Origin of the sequence: Thauera aminoaromatica S2 (assembly GCF_000310185.1) — a bacterium.
Lineage (GTDB): Bacteria > Pseudomonadota > Gammaproteobacteria > Burkholderiales > Rhodocyclaceae > Thauera > Thauera aminoaromatica.
This window is the reverse complement of the sequence record NZ_AMXD01000008.1, coordinates 1-15,205: the sequence shown is the minus strand read 5'-3', so window position 1 is coordinate 15,205 and position 15,205 is coordinate 1. Positions and strand designations below refer to the sequence as shown.

General features: G+C 70.1%; 13 protein-coding genes. 6 read left to right on the top strand and 7 right to left on the bottom strand.

All coding sequences use genetic code 11. The features are described 5' to 3' along the window. The first annotated feature begins 19 nt into the window (after positions 1–19). From C665_RS02790 to C665_RS02765, 6 genes are read left to right on the top strand one after another with little or no spacing between them, the layout of a single operon-like run. Positions 20–982 (top strand): glycosyltransferase family 2 protein, encoded by a 963-nt coding sequence (locus tag C665_RS02790; protein ID WP_004299598.1) that lies wholly within the window; start codon positions 20–22, stop codon positions 980–982. Then, positions 966–1,769, top strand: coding sequence for a GNAT family N-acetyltransferase (locus C665_RS02785; RefSeq protein ID WP_004299596.1), 804 nt, complete (start codon positions 966–968; stop codon positions 1,767–1,769). The genes C665_RS02790 and C665_RS02785 overlap by 17 nt, the downstream gene beginning before the upstream one ends. Further along, positions 1,766–2,188: a GtrA family protein gene (locus C665_RS02780; RefSeq protein WP_004299595.1), complete on the top strand. Its 423-nt coding sequence runs from the start codon at positions 1,766–1,768 to the stop codon at positions 2,186–2,188. The genes C665_RS02785 and C665_RS02780 overlap by 4 nt, the downstream gene beginning before the upstream one ends. Next, positions 2,185–3,309 carry a dTDP-4-amino-4,6-dideoxygalactose transaminase gene (gene rffA / locus C665_RS02775; RefSeq protein ID WP_004299592.1) on the top strand — a complete coding sequence of 375 codons (1,125 nt, stop codon included), beginning with the start codon at positions 2,185–2,187 and terminating at the stop codon, positions 3,307–3,309. Before C665_RS02780 ends, rffA begins: the two co-directional genes overlap by 4 nt. 31 nt (positions 3,310–3,340) lie before the next feature. Beyond that, on the top strand, positions 3,341–5,047 hold the full coding sequence (locus tag C665_RS02770; RefSeq protein ID WP_245537127.1) for a hypothetical protein: 1,707 nt from the start codon (positions 3,341–3,343) through the stop codon (positions 5,045–5,047). Further along, complete coding sequence (locus C665_RS02765) at positions 5,044–6,660, top strand: ArnT family glycosyltransferase (protein WP_004299587.1); 1,617 nt, start codon at positions 5,044–5,046, stop codon at positions 6,658–6,660. Before C665_RS02770 ends, C665_RS02765 begins: the two co-directional genes overlap by 4 nt. Here the strand turns inward: C665_RS02765 and C665_RS02760 are convergent. The 7 genes from C665_RS02760 to C665_RS02730 form a co-directional block, all read right to left on the bottom strand. Next, positions 6,613–9,810: a sulfatase-like hydrolase/transferase gene (locus tag C665_RS02760; RefSeq protein WP_004299585.1), complete on the bottom strand. Its 3,198-nt coding sequence runs from the start codon at positions 9,808–9,810 to the stop codon at positions 6,613–6,615. The genes C665_RS02765 and C665_RS02760 overlap by 48 nt on opposite strands. Next, on the bottom strand, positions 9,807–10,709 hold the full coding sequence (locus C665_RS02755; protein ID WP_004299584.1) for a glycosyltransferase family 2 protein: 903 nt from the start codon (positions 10,707–10,709) through the stop codon (positions 9,807–9,809). Before C665_RS02755 ends, C665_RS02760 begins: the two co-directional genes overlap by 4 nt. Then, positions 10,693–11,655: a sulfotransferase family protein gene (locus C665_RS02750; protein ID WP_004299582.1), complete on the bottom strand. Its 963-nt coding sequence runs from the start codon at positions 11,653–11,655 to the stop codon at positions 10,693–10,695. Before C665_RS02750 ends, C665_RS02755 begins: the two co-directional genes overlap by 17 nt. Positions 11,656–11,698: 43 nt before the next feature. Continuing rightward, complete coding sequence (locus C665_RS02745) at positions 11,699–12,622, bottom strand: glycosyltransferase family 2 protein (RefSeq protein WP_004299580.1); 924 nt, start codon at positions 12,620–12,622, stop codon at positions 11,699–11,701. Between the two features lie 9 nt (positions 12,623–12,631). Further along, positions 12,632–13,432: a polysaccharide deacetylase family protein gene (locus C665_RS02740; RefSeq protein ID WP_012585877.1), complete on the bottom strand. Its 801-nt coding sequence runs from the start codon at positions 13,430–13,432 to the stop codon at positions 12,632–12,634. Positions 13,433–13,529: 97 nt separating this feature from the next. Next, the gene (locus C665_RS02735) at positions 13,530–14,501 is read right to left on the bottom strand and encodes a glycosyltransferase family 2 protein (RefSeq protein WP_004299576.1); all 972 of its coding nucleotides are present in this window, start codon (positions 14,499–14,501) and stop codon (positions 13,530–13,532) included. A 38-nt stretch (positions 14,502–14,539) separates the two neighbouring features. After that, the coding region (locus C665_RS02730; protein ID WP_004299574.1) for an asparagine synthase-related protein at positions 14,540–15,205 on the bottom strand (666 nt) is incomplete at its 5' end.

Sequence of the window (15,205 nt, the reverse complement as noted above, 5' to 3'; positions counted from 1 at the left end):
CCGCCCCCTGAAGACGACCATGTCCATCGATATTTCCGCCATCGTTCCGGTCTATCGCTCGCAGGCCATGCTGCCCGAACTGCATCGACGGCTCGTCGGCGCGCTCGAGCAGATCGGCCGGCCGTTCGAGATCATCCTCGTGGAAGACTGCGGCGGCGACGACTCCTGGAGCGTCATCGAGCAGCTGGCTGCGGCCGATCCCCGCGTGCTCGGCCTGCGCCTGGCGCGCAACTACGGCCAGCACAACGCCCTGCTGTGCGGCATTCGGGCCGCGCGCGGCGAGCTCGTCGTGACGCTGGACGACGACCTGCAGAATCCGCCGGAAGAGATCCATCGCCTGCTGGCCAGACTGGATGAAGGCTACGACGTCGTCTATGGTTCGCCACAGGCCGAGACGCACGGCTTCCTGCGCGACCAGGCCTCGAGGATCACCAAGCTCGCGCTGCAGGGGGCGATGGGCGTGGAGTCGGCGAGCAAGGTGAGCGCGTTCCGCGTCTTCCGCGCCCGCCTGCGCGAGGCCTTCTCGGCCTACCGCAGCCCGTCGGTCAATATCGACGTGCTGCTCACCTGGGGCACGACGCGTTTCGGCTCCGTTCTCGTTCGCCAGGACGAGCGTGCCGTCGGCGATTCCGGCTACACCCTGCGCAAGCTCATCAATCATGCGATCAACATGATGACCGGCTTCTCGGTGCTGCCGCTGCAGGTCGCCAGCGTGCTCGGGCTGGCTTTCGGGTCGATGGGCTTCCTGGTGCTCCTGTACGTGCTCCTGCGCTATCTCGTCGACGGAAGCGCGGTGCCCGGATTCCCCTTCCTGGCCTCGATCATCGCGATCTTCTCGGGCGTCCAGCTGTTCGCGCTGGGGATCTTCGGGGAGTACCTGGCGAGGATGCATTTCCGCTCGATGGAGCGTCCGCCCTATGCGCTGCGATCCTCCACCGCTGCGCAGTGCGACACGGAGACTGTCCATGACCAGTGCTGCTGAAGCCGCCCCCTCCCACCCCCTGCACGGCCGCATCGACATGGCTGAGCTCCGCCTCGAATGGGCGGAGGCCCCCTGGGACACGGCGGTATTCGGCCATCCGGTGGTGCAGGTGTCGCGCATCGAAGCCCGCACGGGCGCCAGCGCGGCGGATCTGGCGCCCTTCGTCGCCGCATGCGAGGTCGGGGGCGTGGGGCTGGCGAGCTGCCGGCTCCCCCATGATCGGCTGCGCGAATCGATGCTGCTCGAGGAGGTCGGCTTTCGTTTCATCGAGATGGTCTTCCAGCCCGAGTTCGGCGACCTGCAGTCGGCCGGGCCGCGCGATGCACAGGGACTGGTGGTCGAACGAGCGCGACCTGAAGATCTGGAGGAAATCGTCGAGGTGGCGGGAGGCGCCTTCCGGAACGAACGTTTCCACGTCGACCCGCGGCTGCCATCGCGGCTTGGCGACCTGCGCTACCAGAACTGGGTGCGCAGCAGCCTCGAGCATCCCTCGCAACGCCTCCATGCCGTGCGCGAAGGGGCCGAACTGGTCGCCTTCTTCGTCACCGAGCAGCTTGCCGACGGCACCTGCTACTGGCATCTCAACGCGGTCGTGCCGCAGCGGCAGGGCAGGGGCTACGGCTTGCGCGCCTGGCGCGCGATGATGAACCAGGCGCGCCTCGAAGGGGCGACCCGGGTGCGTACCAGCATCGTGGCGCGCAACCATCGGGTGCTCAACCTCTATGCGCGTCTCGGCTTCAGCTTCCCGGCGCCCTCGATGACTTTCCACAGGGTTCGGCTTGCATGAGCGCGCAAGCCACCCTGGGCCAGTTCGTCCGCTACGCGACGGTGGGGCTGGCATCGAACGTGGTGCTCTACCTGGCTTATCTCGCGCTGACGGCGACAGGCGTCGGGGCCAAGCTCGCCATGAGCGTGCTCTATCTGCTCGGGGTGGTGCAGACCTTCGTCTTCAACAAGCGCTGGTCCTTCCGACACGGCGGGATGCACGGGCCGGCGTTCGTGCGCTACTGTCTCTCCTACGCAGCGGGTTACCTGCTCAACCTGGTCGCGCTGATGGTGCTGGTCGACCGCATGGGCCATCCCCATCAGCTCGTCCAGGGCGTGTCGATCGTCGTGCTCGCGATCCTGCTGTTTCTTCTGCAGAAGTTTTGGGTCTTCCGTCCGAATTCCGTTCCTCACTCGCACTCGACCGGGCCGCAGCCATGAACATCCCCTTCAACAAGCCCCACATGACGGGCAAGGAACTCTGGTACATCGCCCAGGCCCACGCCAACGGCCACCTTGCGGGCGACGGGAACTTCACCCGCCAGTGCTCGCGCTGGCTCGAGGCGCGTACCGGTGCCTCCAAGGCCTTGCTGACCCATTCGTGCACCGCCGCGCTCGAGATGGCGGCGATCCTCGCCGACCTGGAGCCGGGCGACGAGGTCATCATGCCGGCCTACACCTTCGTGTCCACCGCGAATGCCTTCGTGTTGCGGGGCGCGGTGCCGGTGTTCGTCGACGTCCGCCCGGACACGCTCAACATCGACGAGCGTCTGATCGAGGCGGCGATCACCGCGCGCACGCGCGCGATCGTGCCGGTGCACTACGCGGGCGTCGCTTGCGAGATGGACACGATCATGGACATCGCCCGCCGCCACGACCTGCTCGTCGTCGAGGATGCCGCGCAGGCGGTGATGGCGAGCTACAAGGGCCGGCCGCTCGGCGCGATCGGGCACATGGGGGCGCTCTCCTTCCACGAGACCAAGAACATCATCTCGGGCGAGGGTGGCGCCCTGCTGGTCAATGCTCCGGGGCGCGCCGAGCGCGCGGAGATCATCCGCGAGAAGGGCACGAACCGCTCCCAGTTCTTCCGTGGCCAGGTGGACAAATACACCTGGGTGGACATCGGCTCGTCCTACCTGCCCGGAGAACTCATCGCCGCCTTCCTGTGGGCGCAGATGGAGGAGGCCGACAGCATCACCCGTCGCCGCCTGGGCATCTGGAACACCTACCACCAGTGGTTTGCCGAGGCCGAGCGCCAGGGCAGGCTGCGGCGCCCGGTGATCCCCGCACATTGCGGGCACAACGCCCACATGTACTACCTGCTGCTGCCGGGGCTGGAGCAACGCACGGCCTTCATCGAGCGCCTGCGCGGCCTCGGGATCCACTGCGTGTTCCACTACATCCCGCTGCACGATGCGCCGGCGGGCCGCCGCTTCGGTCGTGCCCACGGCGAACTGAGCGTCACCGAGAACATCGCCGACCGTCTGGTGCGGCTGCCCCTGTGGCTGGGCATGGAGGACGCGCAGGCCGAGATCATCCAGCAAGTGCTCGCCGCGCTCTGAGCGCCGCCTGCCACCCGCACGACGCATCCGCATGAGTCACCATCGAGCTTGCCTGCCGGGCGCGGGCGGGGGCTGCGCGTCGGGTGGGGGGCGCGGCCGGGTGGCGGGCAGGACCCGCGTACTCTGGCTAGCGGTCGGGCTCGCGATGCTGCTCGTCGCGCTGTCGCGCGCACCGCTCGCGGACGTGCACTGGGACGCGCCGATCTACCTCTATCAGGCCAAGCGCTTCGCCGAGACCGCCTACCTCGTCGATGTCGCACGCAATGCGCAGGAGATCGTCGCCCAGCTCGCCGGTGCCTGGCCCGAGGACGAGAGCTACTCGGAGGCTTTCTGGCGATCGAGCCGTCTCGGCCACATCGCGCTGCTCGGCGCGCCGGTCGCCGCGTTCGGAAGCACGGATGCGGCGATCACGGCCGCCCACTGGATGTTCGTCCTCGCCATGCCGCTCGGCCTGCTGGCCTGGTGCCGGGTGAGCCATCTCGCCGGACGAGCACTCGAGCCGGGTGCGGTCGGGGCCGGTGGGCTGGCGTCGAGTGCCCTTCTGTTCGTGCTGTCCGATGTCCATGGTTACCTGAGCGGCAACCTGGTGAGCGAGGTGCTCAGCTTCGGGCTCGGCGCTGCGGCGGTGTGGGCCTTGCTGGCGTCGACCGCCACGGCCGCGGGCTGGCTGGCGGCGGTCTCCGGAGGGTTGGCCTTCCTCGGCTACACCGTGCGGGTGGAGAGCGTGTGGATCTGGCTGGCGTTCATGCTCGCCTATCTGCCTTTTGCCGGCGCCGCGGAGGCACGCGCACGGACGCTGCGCCGCTTCGTCCTCGCAGGGGGGACGGCCCTGCTCGGCTACGCCACCTATGCGTTCGTCTTCCACCCGCTGGCGGACCCGCGCAGCTATCTGGCCTTCGCCGCAAGCCTTGCACAGCGCGCGCGCGAGGGGGTGCATGCGGGAAACCTGGTGTTCGTCGCCGGCGGCATGCTCTGGCTCGGGGCCGTGTTCGCGCTGCCGCGGTTCCGCGGCTCGCGGGTGGTGCGTTTCGGCGTCCTGTGGCTGCTGCTCGCGGGCCTGCCCTCATGGGCGCTGATCGCCTCCGACTCCGCCGTCCAGACCCGCATGCTGATCGGCCTCGTCCCTCCCCTGATCCTGCTGTCGGCGGCGGGCTGGACCTTTGTGCTGGGGGCGCGGCAGAGGTGCGCGGCCCTCGGCCTGGCGGTGGTTTTCGTCCTGATGTCGAGACCCCCGATCTATGGCTGGTTCGTCGAGCAACCGGGTCTCTGGCGGATCCAGCGCCTCGGTGCGGCGATGTTCGTGCCGCGCTACGAGCGCGTCGATTACGTCCCCCGGGAGATGGCGGCGATCAGCGCGCAGGTGTTCGGCGGAGAGGGGCGGCCGGGAATCCTGATCGCAGCCCCGTCCGTCAAACAGGAATACCTCAACCTGGTGCGCTTCTACGGGCCGGCCTATCCGGCCGATGCGCACATGGCACTGGCGGGCGACCCCACCAACCCCGGGCGCTGCGAGCTTCGCCGCGACCGCGCCCACGAGCCGGTACGCTTCTGCACCGGCTTCGGAGATGCCGCGGCCTTGCGCACCAGCCTGGTCGGGCATCGCGTGCTCCATCTGCGGCGGGTCGGCGATCCGCCCCTGGCCGGTGCCGCGCCGCTGCTGCAGACCACCGGCTTCGTGCTCGAGCAACTCGGGCCGCTGCCCGTTCCCGATCCATCTCCCGAGGGCTCCCCGCCATGAGATCCTGGCTTCCCTGTGCGCTCCTCTTCGCCCTCTCCGCGCTCTTTCTCGCGCCCGCGCTGGGTGGGAGCGGATTCTGGTGGACCGACGAGACGCGGCATGCGATGGGCGGGGTGTTCATCCTCGACCTGCTGCGCGACCTGCCGCTCGACGACCCGATGGGCTACGCCCTGCGCTATTTCGCGCAGTATCCTGCGCTCGCGCTCAACTGGTACCTGCCCGGCTTCTATTTCGTCGAGGCCGGTTTCTTCGCGCTCTTCGGGGTCAGCGAGACGGTTGCGCACTGGACCGTGTTCGCCTTCGTCCTGCTCGCCGCCGGGCTGTGGTTCGACTGGGTGCGCACGGGCTGGAACCCCCTGATGGCCTTCATGGCGACGGCACTGTTCATCGCGGTCCCGGAGTGGAACCATTGGGCGCGCAGCGTCATGCTCGAGGCGCCGGCGATCGCCTTGCTCGTCCTCGTGGTGTGGACCTTCGAGCGCTATCTCGACCGCCCGGCATGGTCGCGGGCCATCGCGGCCGGGTTGGCGATCGCCGCCGCACTGGCGGTCAAGCAGACCGTCGCGCTCCTGCTGCCGGCGCTGCTGGCGTACGGCCTGATCTCGTCGCGGCGTGCCGCCCTGTGGCGCGTGCAGGCCGTGCCCGCCTATCTGATCGCGGCGCTGGCGATCGCCCTGGTCGCGCTGCATGCGCTCAAGTTCGGCAATCTCGGCCTCGCGGCCACCGTCGGGGACAGCCGGGTCGAAGTCGGACAAAGTGCGGCCCGCCTCTCGCTCGAACGCTGGCTGACCTATCCGCGGGCCCTGATCGAGGTCTGGGGCTGGCCGCTGGCGCTGCTGTCGCTCGCGGGGGCGCTGCTTCCGGCCCGCCAGGGCGAGGGCCGGCTGGCCCTGATCCACGCCTGGCTGCTGTGCTGGTACGTGGTGATGACGCTGGTGCTCGGCGGTGCGGGCAATGCGCCGCGCTACACGCTATATGCCCTGCCTGCGCTCGCCGTGCTGGCCGCCCGTCCGCTGTTCCTGCTGCGGGGGCGGCGATCGCACGACGGCTTCCTCGTCCTGCTCGTGGTCATGCTCGCTTTCCAGGGCTGGCGAACGCTGACGCAGCCGGTCCCGCGGATCGACGGCTATCGCGAGGTGGCGCAGGCGGTCCACGAGCGGCGGACAGGCGCTCCCGTGCTGTTTGCCGGCAAGCATGACGGCAGCTTCATCTTCCATCTGCGGCAGCTCGACCATGCGCGCGAGGCCGTGGTGTTGCGCGCGGACAAGGTCCTGGTCTCGCTCGCGGTACACAAGTACTTCGGCATGAGCTCGCACGTCTCCGGCATGGACGACATCCGCGCCTTGATTCGACGCTACGGAATCGAATACGTGGTGATCGAGCGCCCGGACATCGTCGGCGTTCCCGAGTTCGAGATGCTTGCCGAGCTGCTCGCGCAAGCCGATTTCGAACGCGTCGCCGAGTTTCCCGTGCATGCCGCCGGCGGGGCCGAGGCGCCGGAGCGGATCGTCCTCCATCGCTACCGCGATCATGTTCCCGCAGCCGATGCGGAGATCGTGATCCCGCTACCGCATCTCGGGCGCGAGATCCGCTTCCGGCGTGCTGGCGGCTGAGGTCGCCGCGGGCGTCGGCGGCAGATCCAGGCGGGGATCCCCGCGCAGCGCCGGGTCGTTCGCCATCCAGGCGCGCAGCTGCGCCCACAGGCGCTCGACCTCTGCGGGATGCCGGGACGCGACGTCCGCGGTGCACCCGGGGTCGCTCTCGACGTCGTACAGGCTGAGAAGCCTGCCGTGCTCGAGCGGCTGGTAGACGAGCTTCCAGCGCCCGTCCCGCACCATGCGGTCCTTGGCGACCAGTACCGTCTGGCGGTAGCGCTCGCGCAGCGACAGGCTGCCCGCCGCGATGTCCGGAACGTCGAGCAGTTCCAGCAGGTTGGGATAGCTCAGGTGTCCTTCGGGCAGACCGGGGACCGGTGCGATCCAGATCCCGGTCTCGTTGAACGCGCGCAGGTGCAGGTCCGTCGTCGGATCGGCGATCGCCGGGCGCAGCGACACCCCGTCGCAGCCGACCGAGGGCGCACCGAGCAGATCGAGCAGGGTCGGCATGATGTCCACGCTGCGCACCACCTGGTCGACGCGCTGGCCGCCCGGTCGGGCCGGGTCGACGACGATCAGCGGCACGCGCGCGCTGAAGTCGCCCAGGGCGGAGTTGCCCTGGCCCCAGGTGCCGTGCTCGAAGAACTCCATGCCGTGGTCGCTGTAGAGCACCACGATGGTGTCCTCCGCGAGGCCGCTGTCGTCGAGCTGGCGCAGCAGGCGCCCGACCTCGTCGTCGAACTGGGCCACGCAGCCATCGTAGAGATCGAGGATCTGGTCGAGGTCGAATTCCTCGCGCGGCTCGCCCTGGCGGCGGATGATCTCGAACGGCTCGGTCAGCCGGGCCATGGCGAACTTGGACGCGCCGGAATAGGCAGGATCGGAGAACCGGGTGTAGTAGGGGTGCTCCGATGCGAAAGGCGGATGCGTGGTCGAATAGAAGAGGTTGAGCAGGAAGGGTTCGTCGCCCGCAGCCAAACGCGACAGCGTGCGTCGCGCGCGGCGTCCGAGCATGCCGGTCTGGGGCACGCCGCCGAGGTAGTGAATCTCGGGAAGAAGGTGACGGCCGAGACGATTGTGCAGGAACAGCGACAGGAACAGGCGGATGTCCTTCGGGCCCTGGCGGATGAGGTACTTCAGGTTCCACTGATCCTCGGGCAGATCGGTGATGTCGAAGCCGAAATCGAACTTGCCCAGATCGGCGCCGCACCAGTCGGAAACCGCCGCGGTGCGATAGCCCAGTGCGCGCAGGATGTTCGGCAGGGTCTTGTCTTCGAGCCGCGTCTCGGCGCCGGCCACGTAGTTGTCGCGCACCCCGTGGTGGTGCGGCCAGGTCGCGGTGAACAGCGAGATCAGGCTCGGCGCGGTGCGCGCGCAGGGGACGTAGCAGGCGCCGAAGCGGGTGCCTCGTGCGGCCAGCGCGTCGATGTTCGGGGTGATCGACGCGCCTTCGCGTTGCGCGCCGATGCGGTCGGCCCGGAGCGTATCGCTGCCGATCATCAACACGTTGCGCCGCGCGCGCCGTCGCGGGGTGGGGGCGTGTGTGCCGTCGGGCTCCCAGATCGCCCAGGCGAGCAGCGCGATGTAGCCGCAGGTGACGAGCAGCATGGCCCCCGCGTCCGCGCTGCCGCCCTGGTGGTAGCGCAGCAACGCGATCGCCCCGACCAGGCCGATTCCGGTCGCCAGCACGATGCGCGCGATGAGGTCGAGACCGCGCTGCGACAGCGCGCGCCACAGGCGATGGATGCGGACGGTGCGATATTGCCAGGACGCGATCACCAGGCCCGGGTTTTGCGAAAGTGCTCGGCAGCCGGCATACACCGTCGCGAGCGCGAGGGTGAGGGCGCCGCCCGCGGCAGTCGTCCACAGCGGCGGTTCCCGACCGAGCGCTTCCGCCGCAGTGATCCACAGCGCGGTGCCCGGGAAGGCCCAGAACGCGGCGAGGCCGAGGGCCGCGAGCCCCAGGCGGGCGATGGCGAAGACGACGTAGCCGCGATAGCGCGCGAGGATCTCTTCGCGCAGGCCCGGTCCGGTGCGCGAGAAATCCCGCACCGACTTGGCTACCAGCACCGCGCTCGTCAGCGCGCCCACCACGCCGGCGCCGAGCAGGGCTTCGCCCAGCCAGTGGCGCGCGAGCACCGCCGCCAGCGCGAGCGTGAGCGCGGCGGCCACCAGCAAGGCCGCCGATCCCGCTTCCGCCCCGAGCATCGGCAGTGCCGCACGCCTGCGCTTGCGCCGGTGGCGGTCGCGGATGCCGGAGATCTCGCCCATCGAGGAAGCCAGGCGGACCAGATAGAAGCGCCGTGCCTGCAGCCGCCACGAGAACGCCAGCCCGAGGGCGTAGCCCGCGGCCTTGCGCCACATGTAGCGCGGCACCCGGTCGAACTCCGCGCGCACCCGCGTGACCGATTGCGAGCGCTGGTACCCCTTGCGTGCGACGTAGGACAAGGTCAGGCGTTCGCTATCGACATAGTGGTACTGGAGGATCTGCGGTGCGTAATGCAGGCGGGCCCCCTTGCGCAAGGCGCGCAGGATCCAGTCGGCGTCCTCCGATCCGCCGAGATCGTGTCCGGTCGGCCCGAGTTCGATCGCGAACGGTCCCGTCGCACCGATCACCGGCAGGCGGGCGACGAGATTGCCGCCTCCCGGGATCGGCCCCTCGAGGTCGATCGGGAAGTCCTCCATGCCCTGGTCGTAGCGCGGGACCGGCAGCGGGTAGATGCGATAGGGGCCTTCGTCGTGCACCCAGGCCGGCTCGCTGCCGTCCCAGTCGGGCACGATCCGCCCGCAGAAGAGATCGGCCTCGGGCCAGCGCTCCGCGGCGGCGGTGACCCCGAGCAGGTAGTCGGCGTCCACGCGGTGGTCGTCGTCGACGAAGGCGACCAGCTCGTCCTCCAGCAAGGGCAGGGCGCGGTTGAGCGCATGCGACTTTCCCGGCGTGGGCTCCGCGATCCACGACAGCGCCAGCCGATCCGCGCGGTCGCTGCGCCCGGCCAGGAACTCGTGCGTGCCGTCGGTGCAGGCGTTGGCCACGACGAACAGGCGGACACTCCAGCCGGCAGGCTGGCGGGCGGACTCGAGCGAATCGATGACGCGTGCGAGCAGGTCCGCGCGGTTGTGCGTGCAGATCAGGATGGTGAGGCCGGGGGTGGCGGCAGCTGCGTTCATAGCCTTCCTCCGGCGAGCACGGCGAGCGCGATTGCGGCGATCAGCCGCCCGCGACTCAGTGGCGCGTGCATGAAAGCGCGCGCGAGATCGGCGAGCGCGGCGCCACGATCGCCCTCGCGGCAGGCCCACTTGGCGTAGTCGCACAACGTGCCGGCATAGAGTGCGCGCCAGTAGGCGCCGCGCTTGTCGGCGGGCAGGAGAGGGCGGTTCTTGCGCGTCATCGCCAGTGCGCCGGCGCGCATCCGCGCGCGGTTCCGGCTCACGCTGCCGGGGCGCTTGAGTACCACCACCAGCGCCTCGGGGATGCATGCGAAGCCGCCGCATGCGGCCAGACGGATCCACAGGTCGGTATCTTCCGCGCCGAACAGGGCCTCGTCGAAACCGCCGAGCGCCTGCACCGGCTCGCGTCGCGCGAGCACCGACGAGGCGCCCCCCGCGATCAGCGCATGGGCGGCGAATACCTCGGCCACCGAGGCGGTGCCGTCGCCCTGGCAGGCCCAGATGCCGACTGGCTTGCCGTCCGGGTCCTCGAGGCTCGCCGTCGCGGCGCAGAAGGCCAGCTCCGGGCGCTGATCGAGCAGTGCGACCTGGCGCCCGAGCTTGGCGGGGAGCCAGCGGTCGTCGGCGTCGAGGAAGGCGATGTAGCGCCCGCGTGCGAGGCGGATGCCGGCGTTGCGCGCCCGGCTCATGCCGCCGTTGGGCTGGGAGACGAGGCGCAGCACGTCGCCGTAGCCGCGCAGGACCTCCGCGGTGTCGTCGGTGCTGCCGTCGTCCACGACGATCAGCTCGAAATCGGTGAAGTCCTGCGCCAGCACGCTGTCGACCGCGCGCCGGATGCACCAGGCGGCGTTGAAGGCCGGGATGACGACGCTGACCGTCGGCTCAGTCGTCGAGCGCATAGCCCAGCTCGCGCATCAGCGGAGCGATCGCCGGCAGGATGCGCGCGATCGCCTCGGGGTTGCTCTCCTTCCATTTCTGCTTCTTCGGCGTGCCCTTGACGATGCTGGTCGGGCGCCCCGAGAGTCCTGCGCAGTGGGCCTCCATGCGCGCGTCGAAGGGCAGGCCGAGGCGTTCGAACACGGTGCGGAACATCTCCACCGGGCGCTCGAAGATGTCTTCGTAGCGCACCTGGATCCACTGCGCCGCCGGCACGTCGCGCGCCGCGTCGAGGGCGAGCCGGTTGGCGCTGATCCACTGGAACGCGCATACCTCTTCCAGGCTGGCCCGGTTGTAGTCGCGCCACCCCGGCGGCAGGAAGAAGTGCCATTCGCGGAACTCGCCGCCGTTGATCTCCACCGGCACCGGCGACGGGCCGAAGAATTTCTCCAGGCCGAAGCCGCCATCGGTACGGCCCAGCCGCCAGCCGTCTATCATCGAGCTGATGTTGTCGCGTCCATCGCGGTGGATGAAGACGAACTTCGCGCGCGGGAACAGCTTGTGCAGGTAGGCCACGCGCAGCGTGTTGATGCAGGTCTTGTCGAGCACCGGGCCGGCGCCGAGGCGCGCATAGAAGTAGGCGAGCGCGCGTTCGCGGTGCGCGTGGTCGGCATGTTCCGGGCCTGCGGCTTCCGATGCCCAGCCGTTGTTCAGCGGCCCGTACAGCCCGTCCCAGAGCTGCGGCAGCTCGTAGTCGAAATGCAGGTACTGCCCGGACGCGGCGAGCGTCTCGAAGGTGACGGTGGTGCCCGAGCGCGAGCAGCCGATCACGAAGACCGGGTCGGGCATGGCCGGATGGGCGGCCGACCAGTAGAGCTCCCGGGCCCGCCAGCGCAGCCACTGGAGGTTCTTGGCGCGGATCTCGGGGTCGAGCAGCTTGTGCAGGTGCGACAGCCGGAACGATGACATCGGGGCAGGTCCAATCAGAGAGACAGGGGGGCGCTGCGGCGGCTTAGCCGCGGTCGCGCATCCAGCCGAGCAGGAAACCGCAGAAGTAGGCCGCGTTCATCTCCATCCGCAGCGAATGGTCGGCGCCTGTGCGTAGCCTGAGTCCGGCGGCGCGGCCGAGGGCGCGCAGCCATTGCGCGATCAGGTAGGGGGGCGGGATGCGTCGGCCGCTGCCGCGCTTCGCCGACCCTTCGGTGCGTCCCTGGCGGAAGTGCAGGTCGAGGAAATAGCCGCGGCGCAGCTTCGGGGTCTGGATGCGGTGGTGGATGATCGCCTGCGGAACCCAGCGCACCCGGCAGCCGTGCGCCAGCAGGCGACGGTAGATCTCGGTGTCCTCGCCGCCGATGTTGGCCTTGCCCATGCGTCCGAGGCGGGCGTCGAAATCGCCGATGGTGTCGAAGACGCCGCGGCGGAAGGCGAAGTTGCCGCCGAAGATCGGCGTCCCCGGCGCATCCAGCCAGCGTGCCTCGCCGTGGTCGAGCTTGCCGAGGAAGCCGAGCAGCTCGTCCTGCAGCCAGCGCGGCCGGACGCCATCCTCGAAGAAGACCTCGATGCGGCCGCCCAGCGCGTCGGGCTCGAACGCTTCCATCGCCTGTTCATAGGCGCGCAGCCACTCGGGGTCTGGCGTCTCGTCGTCGTCCATGAACAGCAGGTACTCGCCGCGTGCCTCGCGCAGCGCGCGGTTGCGCGCGTTCGACAAGCCGAGGCGTTCTTCCCGCACCACCCGCACCGCAACCCCCGCGGGGTGCCATGCGGTGCGCGCGAGCAGCGTGGGCGTGGCGTCCGTGCAGCCGTTGTCGATCACGAGCAGCTCCCACGGCCGTCCGGGAGGATGCAGGTCGGCGAGCGTCTCGAGCGTGCGTGCGAGGCGGTCGGCGTGGTTGTGGGTGCACAGTGCGACCGTGATGAAGGGCGTGGAGCCGTCCATGATCCCGCCTCAGTGACGAATGCCGAGCCGGGCGAGGACCCGGCCGGCGTTGTAGCGCAGCGCGGCCGTCAGGCGGCCGTCGTTGCTGCCCAGGGTGATCTTGCGGCGCAGCATCGCCGGGGTGTCGGTGCCGAACACGTCGAGCCGGCGCAGGCGGAAGCGGTCGACCTCGGGACGGTTGAACCCGGGCTGCACCGAGAACGCGGCGCGGTAGCCGGCCTGCCGCGCCTGGTGCAGGACGCGTTCGTCGTAGCGCCCGTACGGGTAGGCGAGGTAGTCGACCGGCGCACCGAGCAGGGCCTCGAGGTCGTCGCGCGCACCGGCGAGCTGGGCCTGGAGCGCCGCGTCGTCGAGCGTCGGCAGGTCGGCATGGTCGCGCGTGTGGGAGTGGAAGGCGAAGCCCTGGGCGCGCAGCGCGAGGATCTGTGCGCGATCCATCAGCGGGTAGGTGTGGCCGTCCGGATTGTGCTTCTCGCACCAGGCGTCGCGCTCGCCGACGAGCGCGCTGACCAGGAAGACCGTTGCCGGCCAGCCGAGCCTGCGCAGCACCGGACCGGCGTGGTCGTGCACGCCGCGGAAGCCGTCGTCGAAGGTGAGCAGGAAGGCGCCCTCCGGCAGGGACGCTCCGCCGTCCAGCCAGGCGAAGAAGGCGTCGATGGACACCGCCTTCCAGCCGGCGCGCGCGAGCGTGTCCATGTGTGCCGCAAAGGCTTCCGGGCTCACGCAGTACTTGCGTTCCCAGTCGTTGTGTGCAGCGCCGATGCGGTGGTACATCAGGACCGGGACGCGTTGGGCGGGGGAGGTCGTCATCGTGTTCGAGCGGAGAGGAGCGATTCGGGCGGCAGGGTAGCGGGTGTGCGGGTGTTGCGGTAGACCCCATGCTGGCGGGCTGGCTGGGCCGCCGCCCTCATCCGGTGCTCCCGGCGAGTCCGACGAGGCGGCGGAAGAGCGGGGCGGGCAGCAGGGCCGGCAGGATGTACTTGAGGTCGCGCACCCCCCAGGCGCCCTCGCGCAGGGCCGCGCGCAGCAGCACCTGGGCGTCGTCGAGCTCGCGCCGCCAGTACGCGCGGTAGGCCTCGCGCAGCAGGTAGCCGTCGGTCAGCTCGGCCAGGCGGGCGGCGGGCAGGTGGGCGATGCGCTCCGGGTGCGCGGCGACGAAGTCGCGCCGCACGCGCAGGGCGTCGAGGACCTGCTTCCAGCGCGTCTTCGAGATCTGCCCGCCGCCGTGCCAGCGGTAGAAGGCCATCACCTCGGGCACGCGCACGATCTTCTGCGTGTGGGCGTAGAGGCGCAGCCACAGATCGTAGTCCATCGCCGAGAAGCAGCGCTCCGAGAAGCCGCCGACGGCGTCGATCGCAGCGCGACGCACGAGGGCGGCGTGGATCGGCCAGGGGCAGGCGCGCAGGAACTCGGCCGCGGTGTCGAGCGCCGCATAGTCGGGCGGCACATAGGGCGTGGTGCCGGGCGCACCCTCGCCGACGTTCTGCCAGCCGCAGTAGGCGATGTCCGCATCCGTGCGTTCGAGGGCGTTGGCCAGCTTGTCCAGGCAGTCGGGGCTCAGGTAGTCGTCGGCGTCGAGAAAGGCGACCAGGCCGCCGCTCGCGTGGCGCAGGCCGAGGTTGCGCGCGGGGTAAGGGCCCTTGCGGTCCTGGTGCAGCACCCGCATGCGCGGCCCGTGCGCCGCCGCCAGCGCGTGCAGGAGGTCGCGGCTCGCGTCGGTCGAGCCGTCGTCGACCACGATGAGCTCGACGTCGCCACGGGTCTGCCCCATCACGCATTCCACCGCCTCGCGCACGAAAGGCGCGGCGTTGTAGCAGGGCATCACCACGCTGATGCGTGCGCTGGTGGCGGGCGGGATCGGATCGGGCTTGGTTTCCATGGGGCGGACGATGAAGGGCGGGGTCGGGCGGAGCTGGTTCAGTTGCGGATCAGGGCCTTGCCTGCCGGGTGGCGGCTCAGCAGCGTGTAGGCCCAGCGCCGGCCATCGGACATGCGCGGGTGGCGCAGCGCGGGCAAGGACTTCCACGCATCGAGCCCCGGATGGTGGCGCAGCCAGCGCCAGGTGGGAACGACGAAACCACTCTTGGGGCGGTTCAGGATCTCGTCGGGCAGGCCGCGTGCCAGCGTCCGCGGCAGCATGCTCTTGCCCGGGCCGAGGCGTCCGCTCGCGGCGAGACCGAGCAGGGCCTCGCTGAGCAGGTGGTCCACCAGCGGCACCCGGATCTCCAGCGAGTGCGACATGCTGACCCAGTCGGTGTCGCGCAGCAGCTGGTTGCGCATGTAGCGCACCGACTCCAGGCAGGCGACCTGGCCGAAGTCGTTCAGCCCCGCAAGCGCCTCGGTGTGAGCCGCATCGTGTTCGGCGAGGGCTTGCAGGCCTTCGCAGAGGACGTCGGCATCGACCACGCCGTCCAGTTCCCAGGGCATGAACACGCCCTTGAGCAGATGGTACGCGCCCTCCGGATCGGCGCCGCAAGCCGGGATCCCGGCCGCGTTGGGCGGCCAGCCGAGGCGGGCGCCGAGCAGGCGGTGGGCGCCGCGGTAGAGCCGGGGTGCGTGCCGCCAGGGGCTGGCGTGGGCGCG

Excerpts from the sequence above, each read along its gene's own strand:
- C665_RS02785 (WP_004299596.1), top strand. The coding sequence starts at position 966 with ATGACCAGTGCTGCTGAAGCCGCCCCCTCCCACCCCCTGCACGGCCGC.
- C665_RS02745 (WP_004299580.1), bottom strand. The coding sequence starts at position 12,622 with ATGGACGGCTCCACGCCCTTCATCACGGTCGCACTGTGCACCCACAAC.
- C665_RS02765 (WP_004299587.1), top strand. The coding sequence starts at position 5,044 with ATGAGATCCTGGCTTCCCTGTGCGCTCCTCTTCGCCCTCTCCGCGCTC.
- C665_RS02750 (WP_004299582.1), bottom strand. The coding sequence starts at position 11,655 with ATGTCATCGTTCCGGCTGTCGCACCTGCACAAGCTGCTCGACCCCGAG.
- C665_RS02760 (WP_004299585.1), bottom strand. The coding sequence starts at position 9,810 with ATGAACGCAGCTGCCGCCACCCCCGGCCTCACCATCCTGATCTGCACG.
- C665_RS02770 (WP_245537127.1), top strand. The coding sequence starts at position 3,341 with ATGAGTCACCATCGAGCTTGCCTGCCGGGCGCGGGCGGGGGCTGCGCG.
- rffA (WP_004299592.1), top strand. The coding sequence starts at position 2,185 with ATGAACATCCCCTTCAACAAGCCCCACATGACGGGCAAGGAACTCTGG.
- C665_RS02735 (WP_004299576.1), bottom strand. The coding sequence starts at position 14,501 with ATGGAAACCAAGCCCGATCCGATCCCGCCCGCCACCAGCGCACGCATC.
- C665_RS02755 (WP_004299584.1), bottom strand. The coding sequence starts at position 10,709 with ATGCGCTCGACGACTGAGCCGACGGTCAGCGTCGTCATCCCGGCCTTC.
- C665_RS02790 (WP_004299598.1), top strand. The coding sequence starts at position 20 with ATGTCCATCGATATTTCCGCCATCGTTCCGGTCTATCGCTCGCAGGCC.
- C665_RS02740 (WP_012585877.1), bottom strand. The coding sequence starts at position 13,432 with ATGACGACCTCCCCCGCCCAACGCGTCCCGGTCCTGATGTACCACCGC.
- C665_RS02780 (WP_004299595.1), top strand. The coding sequence starts at position 1,766 with ATGAGCGCGCAAGCCACCCTGGGCCAGTTCGTCCGCTACGCGACGGTG.